16 protein-coding genes are annotated in these 19666 nt (G+C 73.5%); 13 read left to right on the top strand and 3 right to left on the bottom strand.

Annotated features, from left to right (window positions below; all coding sequences use genetic code 11):
- Both AB0L74_RS06045 and AB0L74_RS06040 read right to left on the bottom strand, forming a co-directional pair.
- Positions 1-275 (bottom strand): sugar phosphate nucleotidyltransferase (locus tag AB0L74_RS06045; protein ID WP_365646026.1); only part of this gene is annotated, 275 nt, incomplete at its 3' end.
- Positions 272-2140 carry a DUF5941 domain-containing protein gene (locus AB0L74_RS06040; protein WP_365646024.1) on the bottom strand — a complete coding sequence of 623 codons (1869 nt, stop codon included), beginning with the start codon at positions 2138-2140 and terminating at the stop codon, positions 272-274. The genes AB0L74_RS06045 and AB0L74_RS06040, both read right to left, overlap by 4 nt.
- 497 nt (positions 2141-2637) lie before the next feature.
- Between AB0L74_RS06040 and AB0L74_RS06035 the strand changes: the two genes are divergently transcribed.
- The 12 genes from AB0L74_RS06035 (at position 2638) to AB0L74_RS05980 (ending at position 16653) form a co-directional block, all read left to right on the top strand.
- On the top strand, positions 2638-3576 hold the full coding sequence (locus AB0L74_RS06035) for a cation diffusion facilitator family transporter (protein WP_365646022.1): 939 nt from the start codon (positions 2638-2640) through the stop codon (positions 3574-3576).
- Positions 3577-3832: 256 nt separating this feature from the next.
- Complete coding sequence (gene idi, locus AB0L74_RS06030) at positions 3833-4426, top strand: isopentenyl-diphosphate Delta-isomerase (RefSeq protein ID WP_365646020.1); 594 nt, start codon at positions 3833-3835, stop codon at positions 4424-4426.
- A gap of 240 nt (positions 4427-4666) precedes the next feature.
- The gene (locus tag AB0L74_RS06025; protein ID WP_365646018.1) at positions 4667-5422 is read left to right on the top strand and encodes an enoyl-CoA hydratase/isomerase family protein; all 756 of its coding nucleotides are present in this window, start codon (positions 4667-4669) and stop codon (positions 5420-5422) included.
- Positions 5423-5626: 204 nt separating this feature from the next.
- Positions 5627-6496 carry a hypothetical protein gene (locus AB0L74_RS06020; protein WP_365646016.1) on the top strand — a complete coding sequence of 290 codons (870 nt, stop codon included), beginning with the start codon at positions 5627-5629 and terminating at the stop codon, positions 6494-6496.
- 105 nt (positions 6497-6601) lie between these two features.
- Positions 6602-6733 (top strand): LPFR motif small protein, encoded by a 132-nt coding sequence (locus tag AB0L74_RS06015; RefSeq protein WP_258958054.1) that lies wholly within the window; start codon positions 6602-6604, stop codon positions 6731-6733.
- A 101-nt stretch (positions 6734-6834) separates the two neighbouring features.
- Positions 6835-9231 (top strand): Tex family protein, encoded by a 2397-nt coding sequence (locus tag AB0L74_RS06010; protein ID WP_365646013.1) that lies wholly within the window; start codon positions 6835-6837, stop codon positions 9229-9231.
- Between the two features lie 747 nt (positions 9232-9978).
- Positions 9979-11154: an ROK family transcriptional regulator gene (locus AB0L74_RS06005; protein ID WP_365646011.1), complete on the top strand. Its 1176-nt coding sequence runs from the start codon at positions 9979-9981 to the stop codon at positions 11152-11154.
- Positions 11155-11217: 63 nt separating this feature from the next.
- Complete coding sequence (locus AB0L74_RS06000; protein ID WP_365646009.1) at positions 11218-12555, top strand: ABC transporter substrate-binding protein; 1338 nt, start codon at positions 11218-11220, stop codon at positions 12553-12555.
- Positions 12556-12564: 9 nt separating this feature from the next.
- Positions 12565-13500, top strand: coding sequence for a sugar ABC transporter permease (locus tag AB0L74_RS05995; RefSeq protein WP_365646007.1), 936 nt, complete (start codon positions 12565-12567; stop codon positions 13498-13500).
- Between the two features lie 5 nt (positions 13501-13505).
- Positions 13506-14414, top strand: a complete 909-nt coding sequence (locus AB0L74_RS05990) for a carbohydrate ABC transporter permease (protein ID WP_365646005.1) — start codon at positions 13506-13508, stop codon at positions 14412-14414.
- Positions 14415-14422: 8 nt separating this feature from the next.
- Positions 14423-15688, top strand: a complete 1266-nt coding sequence (locus AB0L74_RS05985) for a 6-phospho-beta-glucosidase (RefSeq protein WP_365646003.1) — start codon at positions 14423-14425, stop codon at positions 15686-15688.
- Positions 15685-16653 (top strand): BadF/BadG/BcrA/BcrD ATPase family protein, encoded by a 969-nt coding sequence (locus AB0L74_RS05980; protein WP_365646068.1) that lies wholly within the window; start codon positions 15685-15687, stop codon positions 16651-16653. Before AB0L74_RS05985 ends, AB0L74_RS05980 begins: the two co-directional genes overlap by 4 nt.
- Before the next feature lie 84 nt (positions 16654-16737).
- Here AB0L74_RS05980 and AB0L74_RS05975 read toward each other — a convergent pair whose 3' ends face one another.
- A complete protein-coding gene (locus AB0L74_RS05975; protein WP_365646001.1) occupies positions 16738-18375 on the bottom strand; it encodes an ABC-F family ATP-binding cassette domain-containing protein in 1638 nt (545 codons plus the stop codon).
- A gap of 148 nt (positions 18376-18523) precedes the next feature.
- Here AB0L74_RS05975 and AB0L74_RS05970 point away from each other — a divergent pair, with 148 nt between their 5' ends.
- The gene (locus AB0L74_RS05970) at positions 18524-19474 is read left to right on the top strand and encodes an FAD-dependent oxidoreductase (protein ID WP_365645999.1); all 951 of its coding nucleotides are present in this window, start codon (positions 18524-18526) and stop codon (positions 19472-19474) included.
- The last annotated feature ends 192 nt before the right edge of the window (positions 19475-19666 follow it).

Raw genomic sequence — 19666 nt, 5'->3', positions numbered from 1 at the left:
CACTCCTCGGCCTTGTCGTTGTCGATCAAGGTGAGCTTCAGGCCGTACTTCGCCTCCAGCGCCTCCTTGCGCGCGTACACGGCCTCCTTGCGGTAACCGACGATGATCGCGGCCTCGGTCAGCCCGACCTCCGCGAAGTTGCCGAGCGTCAGGTCGAGCACGGTCAGGCTGTCCTCGGCGCCCTCGGGCCCCACCGGCACCAGCGCCTTGGGCAGGGTGTCGGTGTAGGGGCGCAGGCGCCGTCCGGCACCGGCCGCCAGCACGAGGCCGATCATGCGGGTTCTCCTTCGTCGTGTACGGCGGGTGCGCCGCCCTTGTGGGCGGCCACCCAGAAGCGGATGCTCTCCACGAGCACCACGAGGGCGACGGCCACGGCGAGGACCGTGAGCGCGACCTTGAACTGCGAGGCGGTGAGCAGGACGGCCAGCACGGCGGCCAGCAGCGTGCGGCCCTCGTGGCCTCCGATCGCCCGCACCAGCCAGTGCGGGGGCGCACCCGCGTCGCCGCGGATGCGGTAGACCGTGTCGTAGTGATGGTAGGCGACCGCCGCCACCAGGCCGAACGCCGCCGGGAGCACACCGTTCACCGCCGAGCCCGCCTCCGCCTTCGTGGCCAGCAGCAGGACGGTGCCGTACTCGGCGGCGCGCAGGAACGGGGGGACGAGCCAGTCGAGGGAGCCCTTGAGCGGGCGGGCGACGGCGAGGCCCGAGGTGACGGCGTAACCGAGGGCGGCGACGGCCGGCCAGGGGCTGCCGAAGCCGGACAGGGCCGCGGTGGCGGTGACCGCGAGGCCGCCGAGCAGGGCGACGGCGGGGGGTGCGAGGGCGGGCAGGCGGCGGGCGGGGTGCCTGACGGCCGCCGCGAAGCCCCGGGCGAGCGGCCCGGAGTCGGCGAGGTCGGCCAGCGCCCCGGCCGCCCGGTCGGTTCTGCGGGCCTTGCGGGTCAGCGAGCGCAGCACACGGCCGGCCGTGGTGTACGTCGCCGCGAAGGCGCAGCCGATGAGCAGGGCGTAGAAGGTGATGCGGGGGGTGGTGACCGCCGTGAGGACGGCGATCATGGCCCAGCGTTCGCCGATCGGCAGAACGATCATCCGGCGCAGCCAGACCGTCCAGCCGACGCTGTCGAGCTTGTCGGACAGGGCGGCGGTGGGGCTGGTGTTGGCGGTGGCGTCGTGGTTGGCCTCGTTGAAGGAGAAGTCCACGACGTGGCGGCAGGTCTGCAGGACCATCGCGCCGAGGGCGAGGATCCACACGTCGTCGCCGCCGCGGGCGGCGCCCAGGGCGAGGCCGGCGTAGTAGGCGTACTCCTTGGCGCGGTCGAAGGTGGCGTCGAGCCAGGCGCCGAGGGTGGAGTACCGCAGGGAGTAGCGGGCGAGCTGGCCGTCGGTGCAGTCCAGTACGAAGGAGAGGATCAGCAGCAGGCCGGCGGCGGCGAATCCGCCGCGGGTGCCGGTGGCCGCGCAGCCCGCCGCGATCAGCGCGGTGAGCAGGGAGGCGGTCGTGACCTGGTTGGGGGTCAGGCCGCGCCGGGCGCACCAGCGGGCGAGGTAGCGGGAGTAGGGGCTGATGAAGAAGGTGGTGAAGAAGCCGTCGCGGGCCTTCACCGCCGACTTCAGGCGGACGGCCTCGTCGTCGACGGCGGCCACGGCCTGCCGGGCCTCGCCGCGGGCCCGCGGGTCGTCGGGGACGACGGCGACGAGGGTGCCGAGCTCGGGCCGGTGCACGTCGGCGCCGTCGGCGTCGAGGGCGGCGGCGATGCGGTCGGGGAGGCTGCCGACGGCGGTGGCGGCACCGGCCTGCCGGAACCTCGTCGCGAAGTCGGGGCAGGTGCCGCAGTCCGCGGTGTTCTCGCGGGCCATCGCGCGGGTCAGGGCCTGGCGGCCGGCCGGCTGGGCGGTCACGGCGCCGGGGATGGCGGCCAGCGGGAAGCGGGGGTCGGTGAGGCCGAGGCGCAGCGCGTGCGGGTGGCCCACGAACCGGGCGTCGACCACGGCGACCCGTTCCCCGCCCGGCACGCGGGCCAGCAGGGCTTCGGTCTCGGCGGCGTCGGCGGCGGTGCGCACCTCGAAACCGAGCGACCGCAGATCCCCCTCGATCGACGAACCGGGGACCGGCTGACCGGTGAGGATGGCGGTCGACAACCGAACTCACTCCCTGGGTGCCGACGACTGCGCGCCGGGCATGTGCACGATGGGGGCGCCCGGGTCTGCGCACCCGGGCGGGCATGTCGGCAGAGGTTATCGGATGACCAGAACGCCGCGTTCACCGCCCGTTTCTCGGTCGGCCAACGCGGCGTGCACACACCTTTGCCGCGGTCATCATCGGGGATCCGGGGCCCGGCCCACAAACCGCTCCTCCAGAACGGATATAGAGGATATAGCGGTTCTCATACCTAAACATCGGGCCCGGGAGCTTCGCTCCGGCGGCGACGGGCGGGGCGTCGCGCCGGGTACCGCGGGTACGGACAGCGGGCTCGCGAAGGGGGCCGCGGCGCTGCCCCCGAGCGCCGCAACGCTCTGACCTGGAGAACGTTTGCGCTGGTCAGAGCCAATGACAACGGTGTTCAGTGCCGCGTTGCCGGATACCCCCCGCCCGTAGTTCACTGTGATCCCGACGGACCTGGGAGAGGCGGTTTTCCATGGGGGCAGGGCACGATCACGGGCACGCCCACGGCGCGCCCGCCGGTGGTACGGCGACCGCCGCGTACCGCGGCAGGCTGCGCGTGGCACTGTCGATCACGCTCACCGTCATGGTCGTCGAGATCGTCGGCGGGGTGCTCGCCGACTCGCTCGCGCTCGTCGCCGACGCGGCGCACATGGCGACGGACGCCCTGGGGCTCGGGATGGCACTGCTCGCCATCCGCTTCGCGGCCCGTCCGCCCAGCGAGCGGCGCACCTTCGGCTACGCCCGCGCGGAGATCCTCGCCGCCCTGGCCAACTGCCTGCTGCTGCTCGGGGTCGGCGGATACGTACTGTTCGAGGCGGTCGAGCGGTTCATCACACCGGCCGGGACCGAGGGCGGCCTGACCGTCGTCTTCGGCGCGGTGGGCCTGGTGGCCAACACGGTCTCGCTGGTGCTGCTGATGCGCGGGCAGCGGGAGAGCCTGAACGTGCGCGGGGCGTTCCTGGAGGTGGCGGCGGACGCGCTGGGCTCGGTCGCGGTGATCGTCTCGGCGCTGGTGATCCTGGCCACCGGCTGGCAGGCCGCCGACCCGATCGCCTCGCTGGTCATCGGCCTGATGATCGTGCCGCGCACCTGGCGGCTGCTGCGCGAGACCCTGGACGTGCTGCTGGAGGCGGCCCCCAAGGGCGTCGACATGGCGGAGGTGAGGGCGCACATCCTGGCGCTCGACGGCGTGGAGGACGTGCACGATCTGCACGCCTGGACGATCACCTCGGGCATGCCGGTGCTCTCCGCGCATGTGGTGGTCAGCTCCGAGGCGCTCACCGGGATCGGCCACGAGAAGATGCTCCACGAGCTCCAGGGCTGCCTGGGCGACCACTTCGACGTGGAGCACTGCACCTTCCAGCTGGAGCCCGGCGGACACGCGGAGCACGAGGCGCGGCTGTGCCACTGAGGCACGCGGGGCGCCGCCGTGGACGAGCGGCGCGCCGGCCCGCCCGCGCCCCTGCCGCCCGCCCGTGGGCCCCGGCCCCGGGGATTCCCCTCGCGCGGCCCCGGGCACGATCACTCATCGGGCCCCACGGCGTCCGTCCGGGCCGTCCGCATGTCCCGCGCCGCCGCGCGCGGGACATGCGGACGTGCCGGGAAGCGCCGGGAGTGCCGGATTCGTACGGCAGACTGGGGCGCGAGGACCGATACGAAGGATGGGTATGCCGATCACACCTGCCGGCGCGGCGCACGACGCGCCGAACGGCACCGCGGACGCGATTTTGCTGGAACTGGTCGACGAGAAGGGCGTGACGATCGGCACCGCGGAGAAGCTCACCGCGCATCAGCCGCCGGGGCAGCTGCACCGCGCGTTCTCCGTGTTCCTCTTCGACGAGCGGGGGCGGCTGCTCCTCCAGCAGCGGGCGCTCGGCAAGTACCACTCCCCCGGCGTGTGGTCCAACACCTGCTGCGGCCACCCCTACCCCGGTGAGGCGCCCTTCGCGGCGGCGGCCCGGCGGACGCACGAGGAGCTCGGCCTCTCCCCGTCGCTGCTCGCCGAGGCCGGCACGGTGCGCTACAACCATCCGGACCCGGCCTCCGGGCTGGTGGAGCAGGAGTACAACCACCTCTTCGTCGGGCTGGTGCAGGCCCCGCCCGCGCCGGACGCGGAGGAGGTGGCGGCGACGGCCTGGGTGACCCCGGCCGAGCTGGCCGAGCGGCATGCCAAGGACACCTTCTCGGCGTGGTTCATGACCGTGCTGGACGCGGCCCGTCCCGCGATCCGCGAGCTGACGGGTCCGTCCGCCGGCTGGTGACCGGCCCCGGGGTCCTTCGTCCGGACCGGGCCGGAACCGGCCCCGTGAGCCGGGATGATCCAGACGAAAGACTCCGAGGCGGCCGGCCGCGCTTGAGCGGCAGGCCGGGCCGGATCGCCTGGCCGCCGCCGGCCGTGCGGGCGGCCCCGCAGATCCCGCCCGCCTCCTGGTGGGTTCGCGCACCAGGAGACGCCCGGCAGCGGGTCGAGGGCGCCGGGCGCGGTCGATACCATCCGCCGCATGGAGCCGCAGCTGCTGCACAGCGTCACCGGATCGGTCGCCACCGTCGTCATCCGCCACCCGGCCAAGCGCAACGCCATGACGGCCGCGATGTGGCGGGCGCTGCCACCGCTCCTCGACGAGCTGGCGGCGGACCCGGCGGTGCGGGCACTGGTGCTGACCGGGGCGGACGGGACGTTCTGCGCCGGGGCCGACATCGCCACCCTCCGGGGCTCCGCCCAGGAGGCCCAGGGGCTGGCGGTGGCCGCGGAGGAGGCGCTGGCGGCGTTCCCCAAGCCGACGCTGGCGGCGGTGCGGGGGCACTGCGTGGGCGGCGGGGCACAACTGGCGGCCGCCTGCGATCTGCGGTTCGCGGAGGAGGGCGCGCTGTTCGGGGTGACGCCGGCGAAGCTGGGCGTGGTCTACTCGGCGTCGGCCACCCGGCGGCTGGTGGCGCTGGTGGGTCCGGCCACCGCCAAGTACCTGCTGTTCTCGGCCGAGTTGATCGACGCGCAGCGGGCCCTGCGGACGGGGCTGGTGGACGAGGTGGTGCCCGAGGGGGAGCTCGGCAAGCGGGTCGCCAAGTTCACGCGGATCCTGGTGTCCCGCTCCCAGCTGACGCAGGCCGCGGCGAAGGAGTTCGCGAACGGCCGCACGGACCGCGACGCGTACTGGGCCGGGCAGGCGGACGCGAGCGGCGACACCGCGGAGGGCGTCGCCGCGTTCCTGGAGCGCAGGCAGCCGCGCTTCACCTGGAGTACGCCCGCGTCAGGATGAACCGGCCGCGCGCCCGGAGCCGGGCGACGATGTGCTCGGGAGCTTTCCGGGGCGGTCCCGCCTCGGCGCGCCGCGTCATGGCGTCGGTTCCCCGGCCGGGGCGGGGATGGCCGCCATGACGCGCGGTTCGCCTCTTCTTGCCAGGTCCTGCCCGGGTCCCGTCCGGCCTGGAGAACGTACCAAGCGGTTGGTAACGTGCCCGGCATGACGACTGCCGCCCTGGAGCCGCACGCCGGCCGCCGCTGCAACAACGCGCTCAACGCCCTGCACGCGACCCACTATTTCTCGCCCGACCTGGAACGCGAGCTGGGCGCGGTCGGGATCACCCACCCCCGGGCCGTCAACCTCGCGGTGCGCGCGGCGGCGCTCGGCCCGGTCGGGGCCGGCGCGGTGACGGCGGCGTTCTACAACTACAAGCACGAGCTCGTGGCCCGCCATGTGCCCGCGGTGTGGCGCAGCGCCGCTCCGGAACAGGTGCTGGCGGCCCGTCTGCGCGCCGTCGACGCCACCCTGCGCCGGCTGCTGGGCGAAGAGACCACGCGCTCCCCGGAGATGGCGGAGGCGGCGCGGCTGGCGCTGCGGGCCGCCGAGGGGTGCGCGCGCGCCGCCCGCCCGCTGTACTCCGCCCATGCCGACCTCCCCGTCCCCGACGAGCCGCACCTCGCGCTGTGGCACGCCGCGACCCTGCTGCGCGAGCACCGGGGCGACGGGCATCTCGCCGTGCTGATGGCCGCGGAGCTGGACGGCCTGGAGGCCGTGGTGACCCACACCGCGACCGGCAGGGGCATGGCCCCGACATGGGTGTTCTCCACCCGGGGCTGGACGCCAAAGGACTGGGACGCGGCGGTGGCCCGGCTGCGGGAGCGCGGCCTGCTCGACGTCGCGGGGGAGCTGACCGAGCGGGGCGTGGCGCTGCGCGAGGAGATCGAGCGGGAGACGGACCGGCTGGGCGCCGCTCCCTACGCGCACCTGGGCGCCGAGGGTGTCGCGCGCCTGACCGAGCTCGCGGCCGGGTTCGCGCGCACGGTGGCCGGCGCCGGCGCCTTCCCGGCGGATCTGTTCGGCAAGGGCTGACACGGCGCACGGGCCCGGGTGCGGGACGGGAGGCATGCGCGGCCGAGGACGCGGTACCCGGACCCTCCCCGGCCGGAGCGGCCGGGAGACGACAGGGAGGTTCCCGTGTTCCGAGCCATCGCAGACGTGCTGCGCCAGATCGGCGGCGCCATCGCCACCGTCGTGACGCTGCCCTTCCGGGCCCTGGCCCGGCTCTTCGGCGGAGCGTCGTCCACGACCCGCAGCCGCCGGGCCTGATGTGAGGGACCGGGACCCGCCGGGTGCCGCCCTGATCCCCCGTTGTCGGCGCCGCCTGCCACAATTGCCGCGCAACCTCAGTGAGAAGGCGGTACGGGATCGTGACGACACCCGGGTCCAGCGGGTCCAGCGGATCCAGCGCGGCAGGGACCATCGAAGGCAGGATCGCCGAGGAGCTCGGCGTACGGGAGCGGCAGGTGAAGGCCGCCGTGGAACTGCTCGACGGCGGTTCGACGGTGCCCTTCATCGCCCGCTACCGCAAGGAAGCGACCGAGACGCTCGACGACGCGCAGCTGCGCACGATCGAGGAGCGGCTGCGCTATCTGCGGGAGCTGGAGGACCGCCGGACGGCGATCCTGGAGTCGGTGCGCGAGCAGGGCAAGCTCACCGGGGAGCTGGAGGCCGCGATCCGGGGCGCCGAGACCAAGGCGCGCCTGGAGGACGTCTACCTGCCCTACAAGCCGAAGCGGCGTACGAAGGCGCAGATCGCGCGTGAGGCGGGCCTGGAGCCGCTGGCCGAGGGGCTGCTCGCCGATCCGTCGGTGGAGCCCCTGGCCGCGGCCGCCGGGTTCGTCGACGCGGACAAGGGCGTGGCGGATCCGCAGGCGGCCCTGGACGGGGCCCGGGCGATCCTCACCGAGCGCTTTTCCGAGGACGCCGACCTCATCGGCGAGCTGCGCGAGCGGATGTGGGCGCGCGGGCGGCTGGCGGCCAAGGTGCGGGAGGGCAAGGAGGAGACGGGCGCCAAGTTCGCCGACTACTTCGACTTCGCCGAGCCGTTCACCGAGCTGCCCTCGCACCGGATCCTGGCCATGCTGCGCGGCGAGAAGGAGGAGGTGCTCGACCTCGTCCTGGAACCCGAGGACCCGGCCGAGGCCCCTGCGGGCCGCTCGTCGTACGAGGCGATCATCGCCGGCCGGTTCGGGATCGCCGACCGCGGGCGCCCCGCCGACAAGTGGCTGGCCGACACCGTCCGCTGGGCCTGGCGCACCCGCGTCCTGGTCCACCTCGGCATCGATATCCGGCTGCGGCTGCGCACCGCCGCCGAGGACGAGGCCGTGAAGGTGTTCGCGGCCAATCTGCGCGACCTGCTGCTCGCCGCCCCGGCCGGCACCCGCGCGACGATCGGCCTCGACCCCGGCTTCCGCACGGGTGTCAAGGTCGCCGTGGTCGACGCGACCGGCAAGGTGGTGGCGACGGACGTCATCCACCCGCACGTCCCGGCCAACAAGTGGGACGAGGCGATCGCGAAGCTGGCGCGACTGGCGAAGGAGCACGCGGTCGAACTGGTCGCGATCGGCAACGGCACCGCCTCCCGCGAGACGGACAAGCTCGCCGCCGACCTCATCGCCAGGCACCCGGAGCTGAAGCTGACCAAGGTGATGGTGTCCGAGGCGGGCGCCTCCGTCTACTCGGCCTCCGCCTTCGCCTCGCAGGAGCTGCCGGAGCTGGACGTGTCGCTGCGCGGCGCGGTGTCCATCGCGCGCCGGCTTCAGGACCCGCTGGCGGAGCTGGTGAAGATCGACCCGAAGTCGATCGGGGTCGGTCAGTACCAGCACGACCTGTCCGAGGTGAAGCTGTCGCGGTCGCTGGACGCGGTGGTCGAGGACTGTGTGAACGGCGTGGGTGTCGACGTCAACACCGCCTCCGCCCCGCTGCTGGCGCGGGTTTCCGGCATCAGCGCGGGCCTCGCGGAGAACATCGTGGCGCACCGGGACGCCAACGGGCCCTTCCGTTCCCGCTCGCAGCTCAAGAAGGTGCCCCGGCTGGGCCCGAAGGCGTTCGAGCAGTGCGCGGGCTTCCTGCGCATCCGCGGCGGAGACGACCCGCTGGACGCCTCCAGCGTGCACCCGGAGGCGTACCCGGTGGTGCGGCGCATGGTGAAGACCACCGGGCAGGAGGTCGCCTCCCTCATCGGCAACACGGGCGTGCTGCGGTCGCTGCGCCCGCAGGACTACGTGGACGAGACGTTCGGCCTGCCGACCGTCACCGACATCCTCAAGGAGCTGGAGAAGCCGGGGCGCGACCCGCGGCCCGCGTTCCGGACGGCCACGTTCAAGGAAGGCGTGGAGAAGATCTCCGACCTGTCCGCCGGGATGGTCCTGGAGGGCGTCGTGACCAACGTGGCGGCCTTCGGGGCGTTCGTGGACGTCGGCGTGCACCAGGACGGCCTGGTCCATGTGTCGGCGATGTCCAAGACGTTCGTGAAGGATCCGCGGGACGTGGTGAAGCCCGGGGACATCGTCAAGGTGAAAGTCCTCGACGTCGACATCCCGCGCAAGCGGATCTCGCTGACGCTGCGGCTGGACGACGAGGCGGCCGCGCAGGGGCGGCAGGGGCAGCAGCGCGAGCGCGGCGGGCGGCCCCCGCAGCAGCGGCAACGGCAGCAGCGCCAGGGCGGCCAGGGCCAGGGGCGTTCGGGGAACCAGCCCCGGCAGGGCCAGGCGGCGGCCAACAGCGCGATGGCCGACGCGCTGCGGCGGGCCGGACTGGCCTAGGCTCTCTGGTTTGGCGTACCGGCCCGGGAAGGCGGGGACAGGCTCGCCGAGGCCGGTCACGCCGCCGTGCCAGGGGCGCCCGTCCGGCGGGTGCCCTCGCCGCGAACGGTCGCTCGCCCCGCGGGTCTCCTGCCTGTCGCGCCTTGCCCGCCGGGCCGGCCCTGCCCGCCGGCGTAGGGACGCGCCCGCGGCGCCGGGCGGCGGGCGGGCCTGCCGCCCGACTCGCCGACCGCGATGAGCCGCCGTCGCGAGCAGCCCGTCCGCGCAGGGCCCCCCGGCCGAGCCGGTGGGGGCCGGAGCTCCGATGGCGGCCCGTCGTGCGTGCCGCTGCCGTACTCGCCCGTGAGACAGGCGTCCTGAGGACGCGGCCGGTGTCCCCGCGCCCGGGCCGGGGCCGCGCTCCGTAGCACGCGCCGAGGCAATCGCGGCGCGTCCAGTTCACCGTGCCTGACCGGCCGCATCCGCCGGGCAGTGGCCGGCCGGGCGCCGCCCGCTCCGGCGTGCCGCGCGCAGGCGACCGACGGGGCCACCCCTCCTCCGCGGCCCGCTCCCACCTGATCGCCATGGGGTCCCGGGCAGGCGCAGGTAACGAGTTGGTTGCCAGGAAGACGTTCCCCCTTGACGCCCCCTTCGCCGGACCCTTACGTTCCTCGCACTGATAGGAAACCTTCCTAACAGTCACAATGATGTGACGGCGCCCCCCCGCACGGACGGTGGCGGCGCGCCGGTGTACGAGGAGGCAGGTCCATGGCCGGTACGGCGGGTTCCCCCGGCACGCCGAGCGTGCTGCGCGCCATGAACGACCGCTCCGCGCTCGACCTGCTCGTCGCGCACGGACCGCTCACCCGCACCCGCATCGGCGAGCTGACCGGCCTGTCCAAGCCGACGACCTCGCAGATCCTGGGCCGTCTGGAGGCGGCCGGACTGGTGCGGAGCACCGGCAGCCAGACCGGCCGCCCCGGCCCCAACGCGGTGCTGTACGAGATCCGCCCCGAGGCCGCCCACGTCGCCGCCCTCTCCGCCGACCCGACCGGCATCACCGCCGTCGTCGCCGACATCACCGGCGCCGAGCGCGGCCGCTGCCGCATCGAGGCCGACGCCGTCGCCCAGGACGTGCGCCACCGCACCGCCCAGCTCGTCGCCGAAGCCACCGGCGGCGCCCTGCGGCAGGCCGGGCTCGGCCAGGACGAACTGACCGCCACCGTCATCGGCACCCCGGGTGCCATCGACCCGCGCACCGGCCGGCTGCGGTACGCCCCGCACCTGCCGGGATGGCATTCGCGCGCCCTGCGCACCGAGCTGGCGGAGGTGCTCGGCACCCCCGTCTCCATCGAGAACGACGTCAACCTCGCCGCGGTCGCCGAGCAGTACCAGGGCGTCGCCCAGGACCACGACGACTTCGTCCTCGCCTATGTCGACGAGGGCGTCGGCGCCGCCATCGTGCTCGGCGGCACGCTGCTGCGCGGCGCCACCGGCGGCGCCGGCGAGATCGGCTACATGCCGCTGCCCGGCGCTCCGCTGGCCCGCGGGGGCGCCGACGTCATCGCCCGGGAGGACGCGGGAGGCGGCTTCCAGAGCCTGGTCGCCGCGTCGGCGGTCCGGCGGCTGGCCGGCGGCACCGAGGACCTGGCCGAGGCGCTGGCCGACGCCACCGTGCTCGACGAGGTGGCCCGGCGCCTGGCCACCGGGCTCGCCGCCGTGGTCGCCGTCGTCGACCCCGAGCTCGTCGTCCTGTCCGGGCAGGTCGCCCAGGCCGGCGGTGACGCCCTGCGCGCCCGGGTCGAGGAGGAACTGACCGGGCTCGCCCTGCCCCGGCCGCTGCTGCGCATCAGCGACCTGGAGGGCGACCCCATCCTCACCGGCGCGCTGCGCACCGCCCTCACCCAGGCCCGCGACACCGTGTTCGACACGAGCAGCGCCTGACGCCCGGGAACCTCCCTCTCCCTCGCTCCCCTCCGATCCCCGTACACGTAAAGGACGTTCGTCATGCCGCGATGGCGTATACCCCTGCGCGCGCCCGTGGCGCTCGCCGCGGCCGGACTGCTGCTCGCAGGCTGCGCCAACCCGAGCACCGGCAGCGCCGACGACGACCCGGCCAAGCCGGTCACGCTGAAGTTCTGGCACGGCTGGTCGGCGCCCGGTGAGGTGAAGGCGATCAACGACTCGATCGCCCGCTTCGAAAAGCTCCACCCGAACATCGAGGTGCGGGCCACCGGGAACGTCACCGACGCCACCACCAACCAGGCGCTGCGCGCCGGCGGTGACGAGGCACCCGACGTCGTCTCCTCCTTCACCACCAACAACGTCGGCCAGTACTGCGACTCCGGGATGTGGGTCGATCTCGACCCGTTCCTGCGCAAGACCGGCCTGGACAAGAAGAAGGTCTTCCCCGAGTCCCTGCTGAACTACACGAGTTTCCAGGGCAACCAGTGCGCGCTGCCGCTGCTCGCGGACGCGTTCGGCATGTACTACAACAAGGACGCCTTCGAGGAGGCGGGCATCGCCCGGCCGCCGCGCACCATGTCCGAGTTCGTCGCCGCCGCGAAGAAGCTCACCGTCCGCAGCGGCAACTCCTACGAGCGCGTCGGGTTCATGCCCAACTTCCGCCTCTACCAGAACAGCCCCGACCGGCTGTTCGCGCAGTGGGGCCCGGCCTACTTCGACGAGGACGGGCACGCGCGGCTTTCGAAGGAACCGGCCGCCTACGACTTCTTCGAGACCGTGCAGAAGCTCAGGGACGCCCAGGGCGGGTACGAGGCCCTGGAGAGGTTCCGCACCTCGTTCGGCGACGAGATGTCGAACCAGAACGCCTTCCTGACCGGCAAACTGGCGATGCACCTCGACGGCGAGTGGCGCGGGCTGATGCTGAAGGATGCCGAGGCCGGCTTCGACTGGGGCGTCGCCCCGCTGCCCGTCCCCGACGACCAGGCCGAGACGTACGGACGCGGCTATCTCACCGGCACCGTCGTCGGCATCGCGCACAGCAGCAAGCACCAGAACGCCGCGTGGGAACTGGTGCGGTTCCTGACCGCGGACACCGATCAGGTCGTCGCCTTCGCCAACGCCATCCACAACGTGCCGTCCACGTACGCGGCCCTGAAGTCGCCGAAGCTGGACGCCGATCCGGCCTTCCGCACCTTCCTCGGCATCGCGCGGAACAAGTACAGCCAGGTACTGCCGCCCTCCACCAACGGCGGCATGTACATCGTGCAGTTGCAGGACTTCGCGTACGGCCAGGAGGCGGGTGAGGTCCCGGACCTGAGGAAGGGCCTGCGACGCCTGGACGAACTCATCGACGCCGACACCCTGCAGTCGCAGAACTGAGGAGCGCGCATGGCACTCACCCTTTCCCGCCCCGCGCGCCGCAGACTGCGCACGCTGGGCTTCCTCTCCCCCTGGCTGATCGGGTTCAGCGTCTTCTTCGCCTACCCGCTGATCGCCACGGTCTACTTCTCCTTCATGCACTACAACCAGATCAAGGCGCCCGCCTTCGTGGGGCTGCGGAACTGGAAGTACGTGTTCCAGGACATGCCGCTGTTCGGGCCCGCCCTGGGGAACACCCTGTGGCTGGTCGTGGTGATGGTGGCCCTGCGCGTCGTCTTCGGACTGTCGCTCGGACTGCTCGTCACCAAGATCAAGACGGGTGTGGGTTTCTTCCGCACCGCCTTCTACCTGCCGTACCTGGCGCCACCGGTGGCCGCGACGGTCGCCTTCGTCTTCCTGCTGAACCCGGCCACCGGGCCGGTGAACGAGGTCCTCTCCCACATCGGCGTCACCGGCCCCAACTGGTTCAACGACCCTTCCTGGGCGAAGCCGTCCCTGGTGATGCTCTCGCTGTGGGGCATCGGCGACCTCATGGTCATCTTCATGGCCGCGCTCCTCGACGTGCCCAAGGAGCAGTACGAGGCCGCGGAGCTCGACGGCGCCGGCGCCTGGGCCCGGTTCCGGTACGTGACCTGGCCGTCCATCACGCCGATCGTGATGTTCGCCGTCGTCACCGGTGTCGTGCAGACCATGCAGTACTACACCCAGGCCCTGGTCGCCGGGAAGATCGCCTCCGGTGTCTCCATCGGCCCCGGCACGGTCATCCAGCCCGGCTACCCCGACCACTCGACCCTCACGGTCCCCCAGCTCGTCTACTCGATGGGCTTCCAGAACTTCAACACCGGCGCGGCGTGCGTCCTCTCGCTCGTCCTGTTCGCCATCGCCATGGCCGTGACCATGCTGCTCATGCGCAAGCGCTCGGGCCTGCTCGCGGCGGAGGACTGACCGACATGACCTCTACGACACCGATCCCGGCCCCCGCCGCCGTCGCCGAGCGCGCGCACGAGAGCGGCCCGGCCGGGAAGCGCGCCCGCCGCAAGCGGGTCCTGAACTGGATCGCCGTGCACAGCATCGCCATCGCGGTGGCGCTGCTGTTCGTCCTGCCGTTCGTGTTCGTCTTCCTGACGTCCGTGATGAGCGACGACCAGGCCATGAGCGGCGAGCTGTGGCCGGACGCGTGGCACTGGGAGAACTACACCACCGTCTTCCGCACGGACGGCTTCCTGGACTGGTGGAAGAACTCCCTGATCTACGCCGGTCTGGGCACGCTGTTCACGGTCTGCTCGGCGATCCCCGTCGCCTACGCGCTCGCCAAGTTCCGCTTCCGCGGCCGCCGTACGGCGATGATCCTCGTCATCTCGACGATGATGCTGCCGCCCCAGGTCATCGTGATCCCGATGTACCTGGTGTGGGCCCAGCAGTTCCATCTGTCCGGGACGCTGTGGCCGCTGATCATCCCGATGGCGTTCGGCGACGCGTACTCGATCTTCCTGCTCCGCCAGTTCCTGCTGACGATCCCGAAGGAGTACATCGAGTCGGCGAAGGTCGACGGCTGCGGTGAACTGCGCACCCTGCTGCGGATCGTGGTGCCGATGGCCAAGCCGGGCATCGCCGCCATCGCGCTGTTCCAGTTCTTCTACTGCTGGAACGACTACTTCGGGCCGCAGATCTACGCGGCCCAGAACCCGGCTTCCTGGACGCTGAGCTACGGTCTGGAATCCTTCAAGTCCGCGCACAGCGTCAACTGGAACCTGACGATGGCCGCGACGCTCCTGGTGATGGCGCCGGTCTGCATCGTCTTCTTCTTCGCACAGAAAGCCTTCGTCGAAGGCGTCACCCTCACCGGAGTAAAGGGCTGAGAACTGCTATGAAGCTCGCTGTGGTCGGCGGAGGATCGACCTACACACCCGAACTCGTCGACGGATTCGCCCGGTTGAGGGACTCCCTGCCCATCGAGGAGCTCGTCCTCGTCGACCCGGCCGCCGACCGGCTGGAGCTGGTGGGCGGTCTGGCCCGGCGCATCTTCGCCAAGCAGGGCCACCCGGGCACCGTCCGCACCACGAGCGATGTGGACGCGGGGGTCGCCGACGCGGACGCGGTGCTGCTGCAACTGCGCGTCGGCGGGCAGGCCGCCCGCGCCCAGGACGAGACCTGGCCCCTGGACTGCGGCTGCGTCGGCCAGGAGACCACCGGCGCCGGCGGTCTCGCCAAGGCCCTGCGCACCGTGCCCGTCGTCCTCGACATCGCCGAGCGGGTGCGCCGCGCCAATCCGGACGCCTGGATCATCGACTTCACCAACCCGGTGGGCATCGTGACGCGCGCCCTGCTCCAGGCCGGGCACAAGGCGGTCGGCCTGTGCAACGTCGCCATCGGATTCCAGCGCAAGTTCGCGAAGCTGCTCGGGGTGGACCCGGCGCGGGTGCACCTCGACCACGTCGGCCTCAACCACCTCACCTGGGAGCTGGGCGTACGCCTGGGCGGCCCGGACGGCGCGGACGTGCTGCCGCGCCTGATCGGCGAGCACGGCGACGCGATCGCCGAGGACCTGCGCATGCCGCGCGCGATCGTCGACCGGCTCGGCGTCGTCCCCTCGTACTACCTGCGCTACTACTACCAGCACGACGAGGTCGTGCGGGAGCTGCGCACCAAGCCGTCCCGGGCCGCCCAGGTCGCGGAGATGGAACGGGAACTGCTGACGATGTACGGCGACCCCTCGCTCGACGAGAAGCCGGAGCTGCTGGCGAAGCGGGGCGGTGCCTTCTACAGCGAGGCGGCCGTCGACCTGGCCGCCTCGCTGCTCGGCGCGGGGGGCTCGCCGCACCAGGTGGTGAACACGTACAACAACGGCACGCTGCCCTTCCTCCCCGACGACGCGGTGATCGAGGTGCAGGCGGCCGTGGACGGCGAGGGCGCGCGCCCGCTGCCGGTGCCGCGCCTCGACCCGCTGTACGCGGGCCTGATCGCGAACGTCACGGCCTACGAGGACCTGGCCCTCCAGGCCGCCCTGCGCGGCGGGCGCGACCGCGTCTTCCGGGCGCTGCTCGCCCATCCGCTGGTGGGCCAGTTCGAGTACGCCGAGCGGCTCACGGACCAGCTGATCGCGCACAACCGGGAGCATCTGGCGTGGGCATGACGGTCCTCGCCATCGACGCGGGGAACAGCAAGACCGACGTCGCGGTGGTGACGGCCGGCGGCCGGGTCGTCGGCACGGCCCGCGGCGGCGGGTTCCAGCCGCCCAGGGTGGGCGTCGAGGCCGCGGTGGACGTCCTGGCGGACGCCGTCGGCCGCGCGTTCGCCGAGGCGGGCGTCGGCGCGGCCGGCCAGGTGTCGGCGTGCCTGGCCAACGCCGACCTGCCGGTGGAGGAGCGGGAGCTGGCGGCGGCGCTGCGCGCCCGCGGGTGGGCCCCGGCCGTCGACGTCCGCAACGACACCTTCGCGGTGCTGCGGGCGGGTCTGCTGGAGGACGCCGAACCGCGCGGCGTCGCCGTGGTGTGCGGCGCGGGGGTCAACTGCGCCGGCATGCTGCCGGACGGCCGCACCGCCCGCTTCCCCGCGATCGGGAAGATCTCCGGCGACTGGGGCGGCGGCGGGGGGCTGGCCGAGGAGGCCCTGTGGTACGCGGCACGGGCGGAGGACGGCCGCGGCGAGGCGACGGCCCTGATGCGGGCACTCCCCGCCCACTTCGGCCTGGACTCCATGTACGCCCTGATCGAGGCGTTGCATCTGGGCCGGATCCCGATGGACCGGCGCCACGAACTGACCCCGGTCCTCTTCGCCACGGCGGCGGAGGGCGATCCGGTGGCCCGCGCCCTGGTCGACCGGATGGCCGACGAGGTGGTGGCGATGTCGACGGTGGCGCTGCGCCGGCTGGACCTCCTGGACGACGAGGTGCCGGTCCTGCTGGGCGGCAGCGTCCTGGCGGCCCGCCACCCGCAGCTCAACGACCGCGTGGCCCGGCTGCTGAGGGACCGGGCGCCGAAGGCGACGCCCCGGGTGGTGACTCAGCGGCCGGTCCTGGGAGCGGCCCTGCTGGGCCTGGACGCGATCGGGGCTCCTCCGGACGCGCATGCGCGGGTGCGCCGCCACTTCGCGGGCTGACGGACGGGCCCGCGAGCGCCGGATCGCGCGGTGCGGTCCGGCGTCCGCGGACGCCCGCTGTGGTCCGGCGCCCGCGCAGGCCCCTCAGCGTTCCGTCACCTTGCCGTCGGCCACCTCCAGGCGGCGGGTCACGCGCACCGCGTCCAGCATCCGCCGGTCGTGGGTGACCAGCAGCAGGGTGCCCTCGTAGGCGTCCAGGGCCGACTCGAGCTGCTCGATCGCGGGAAGGTCGAGGTGGTTGGTCGGCTCGTCCAGCACCAGCAGGTTGACGCCCCGGCCCTGGAGCAGGGCGAGGGCGGCGCGGGTGCGTTCGCCCGGGGAGAGGCTGGCGGCGGGGCGCAGGACGTGGTCCGTCTTGAGGCCGAACTTGGCCAGCAGCGTGCGGACCTCGACCGGTTCGGTGTCCGGCACCGCGGCGCGGAAGGCGTCCAGCAGCGACTCGGGCCCGTGGAACAGCGCACGGGCCTGGTCCACCTCGCCCAGGAGGACGCCCGAGCCGAGCGAGGCGTGCCCGGCGTCCAGGGGGACCCGGCCCAGGAGGGCGCCGAGCAGGGTGGACTTGCCCGCGCCGTTGGCCCCGGTGACCGCCACCCGGTCCGCCCAGTCGATCTGGAGGGACACCGGGCCGAGCGTGAAGCTGCCGCGCCGCACCTCGGCGTCCCGGAGGGCGGCGACGACCGCTCCCGAGCGCGGGGCCGCCGCGATCTCCATCCGCAGCTCCCACTCCTTGCGGGGCTCCTCGACGGCCTCCAGGCGTTCGATGAGCCGCTGGGTCTGGCGGGCCTTGGCGGCCTGTTTCTCGCTGGCCTCGCTGCGGAACTTGCGGCCGGTCTTGTCGTTGTCGCCCGCCTTGCGCCGGGCGTTCTTCACGCCCTTGTCCATCCAGGCGCGCTGGGTCCGCGCCCGCTCCTCCAGGGCCGCCCTCCGGTCCGCGTACTCCTCGTAGTCCTCACGGGCGTGCCGCCGGGCGGTCTCCCGCTCCTCCAGGTAGCCCTCGTAGCCGCCGCCGTAGAGGTTGATCCGCCCCTGCGCGAGGTCGAGTTCGAGGACCTTGGTGACGGTGCGGGCCAGGAATTCCCGGTCGTGGCTGACGACGACCGTCCCGGCGCGCAGGCCGGACACGAAGCGTTCCAGGCGCTCCAGACCGTCCAGGTCCAGGTCGTTGGTCGGCTCGTCGAGGAGGAAGACGTCGTAGCGGGAGAGCAGGAGGGAGGCCAGGCCGGCCCGGGCGGCCTGGCCGCCGGAGAGCGAGGTCATCGGCTGCTCCAGGCCGACCGCCAGGCCCAGGGTGCCCGCCACTTCCTCGGCGCGCTCGTCCAGGTCGGCGCCGCCGAGCGCGAGCCAGCGCTCCAGGCTGGTGGCGTAGGCGTCGTCGGCACCGGGGGCGCCGTCGACCAGTGCCTGGGTGGCCTGGTCCATCGCGCGCTGGGCGTCGGCGACGCCCGTGCGGCGGGCCAGGAAGGCCCGGACCGTCTCGCCCGGGCGCCGCTCCGGCTCCTGGGGCAGGTGACCGACGGTCGCGGCCGGCGGGGACAGCCGGACCTCGCCCTGTTCCGGCGCGGCCAGCCCGGCGAGCATCCGCAGCAGCGTGGACTTGCCGGCGCCGTTGGCGCCGACCAGCCCGATCACGTCGCCGGGGGCGACGACGAGGTCCAGGCCGGTGAACAGGGAACGGTCGCCGTGGCCGGCGGCGAGGTCCTTGGCGACGAGGGTGGCAGTCATCAGACGCCGATCCTAACGGCCGCTCCCCCGCCGCCCCGGCCCGGTTTCCGGCGGGCGGCCACGAAGGCGGGCGGCCGGGGAGGCGGCCGGCACGTTTTCCGGCGCCCGCGCCGCCGCGTACGGCCGGGTGTTCCGCTACCGTCCCCGCGTGGAGACCGGACAGGGTGACGAGGTCGTCGTGGTCGGCGGCGGGGTGATCGGGCTGACGACGGCCCTCGTCCTCGCCGAACGGGGCCGGCGGGTGCGGGTGTGGACGCGGGAGCCCGCGGAGCGGACCACCTCCGCGGTCGCGGGCGCGCTGTGGTGGCCGTACCGGATCGAGCCGGTGGCGCTCGCCCGGGCCTGGGCGCTGCGTTCCCTGGACGTCTACGAGGAGCTGGCGGCGCGTCCCGGGGAGACCGGCGTGCGCATGGCCGAAGGGGTGCTGGGCGAGACCGGGCTGGACGAGGCCGTCGCGTGGACGGCGGCCCGGCTGCCCGGTCTGCGGGCGGCGACCGCCGAGGAGTACCGGGGGGCGGGGCTGTGGGCACGGCTGCCGCTCCTCGACATGCCCGCTCATCTCGCGTGGCTGCGGGGCCGGCTGGTGGCGGCGGGCGGGGTCGTGGAGGAGCGCGCGGTGTCCCATCTGGCGGAGGTCCCGGCCCGGACCGTGGTCAACTGCACGGGGCTGGGCGCCCGTGCGCTCGTACCGGATCCGTCCGTACGGCCCGTGCGCGGCCAGTTGGTCGTGGTGGAGAACCCCGGCATCCGCACCTGGCTGGTGTCCACCGGCCCGTCGGGAGGGATGGCGTACTTCTTCCCGCAGCCCGGCGGGCTGGTGCTGGGCGGCACGGCGGAGGAGGACGCCTGGTCGGCGGAGCCGGATCCGGCGACGGCCGAGGCGATCGTACGGCGGTGCGCGGCGCTGCGGCCCGAGATCGCCGGGGCGCGGGTCCTGGCGCACCGGGTGGGTCTGCGGCCGGCGCGGCACGCCGTGCGCCTGGAGCGCGAGGTGCGGCCGGACGGGCGGGTGGTGGTGCACAACTACGGGCATGGCGGCGCGGGTGTGACGGTGGCCTGGGGGTGTGCGCGGGAGGCGGCCGCGCTGGCGGAGGGCTGAGCACGGCCGCCCGGCCGCCCGGCCGCGCACGGCCGGCGGGCGAGGACGACGAGGCCCGAGGCGGCCGGCATGAACGCCGGCCGCCGGTGTGCGCCAGTCCGTCGAGCATGCGCGTCACAGGCAGCACCCTTCGGCCCGTACATGGCCGGATCTGTCCTTGGACGCGGCTTTTCTCCCCTGGGTGACGCCGCT

Origin of the sequence: Streptomyces sp. NPDC052020 (assembly GCF_040680575.1) — a bacterium.
Taxonomy (GTDB): Bacteria; Actinomycetota; Actinomycetes; order Streptomycetales; family Streptomycetaceae; genus Streptomyces.
Note: the sequence above shows the minus strand (reverse complement) of the source record. Positions and strands in the feature narration are given on the sequence as shown.

What these genes read in the sequence shown, in the direction of transcription:
- AB0L74_RS06000 (WP_365646009.1), top strand. Translation starts at nt 11,218, where the DNA reads ATGCCGCGATGGCGTATACCCCTGCGCGCGCCCGTGGCGCTCGCCGCG.
- AB0L74_RS05975 (WP_365646001.1), bottom strand. Translation starts at nt 18,375, where the DNA reads ATGACTGCCACCCTCGTCGCCAAGGACCTCGCCGCCGGCCACGGCGAC.
- idi (WP_365646020.1), top strand. Translation starts at nt 3,833, where the DNA reads ATGCCGATCACACCTGCCGGCGCGGCGCACGACGCGCCGAACGGCACC.
- AB0L74_RS05980 (WP_365646068.1), top strand. Translation starts at nt 15,685, where the DNA reads ATGACGGTCCTCGCCATCGACGCGGGGAACAGCAAGACCGACGTCGCG.
- AB0L74_RS05985 (WP_365646003.1), top strand. Translation starts at nt 14,423, where the DNA reads ATGAAGCTCGCTGTGGTCGGCGGAGGATCGACCTACACACCCGAACTC.
- AB0L74_RS06025 (WP_365646018.1), top strand. Translation starts at nt 4,667, where the DNA reads ATGGAGCCGCAGCTGCTGCACAGCGTCACCGGATCGGTCGCCACCGTC.
- AB0L74_RS06035 (WP_365646022.1), top strand. Translation starts at nt 2,638, where the DNA reads ATGGGGGCAGGGCACGATCACGGGCACGCCCACGGCGCGCCCGCCGGT.
- AB0L74_RS06020 (WP_365646016.1), top strand. Translation starts at nt 5,627, where the DNA reads ATGACGACTGCCGCCCTGGAGCCGCACGCCGGCCGCCGCTGCAACAAC.
- AB0L74_RS05995 (WP_365646007.1), top strand. Translation starts at nt 12,565, where the DNA reads ATGGCACTCACCCTTTCCCGCCCCGCGCGCCGCAGACTGCGCACGCTG.
- AB0L74_RS06005 (WP_365646011.1), top strand. Translation starts at nt 9,979, where the DNA reads ATGGCCGGTACGGCGGGTTCCCCCGGCACGCCGAGCGTGCTGCGCGCC.
- AB0L74_RS05990 (WP_365646005.1), top strand. Translation starts at nt 13,506, where the DNA reads ATGACCTCTACGACACCGATCCCGGCCCCCGCCGCCGTCGCCGAGCGC.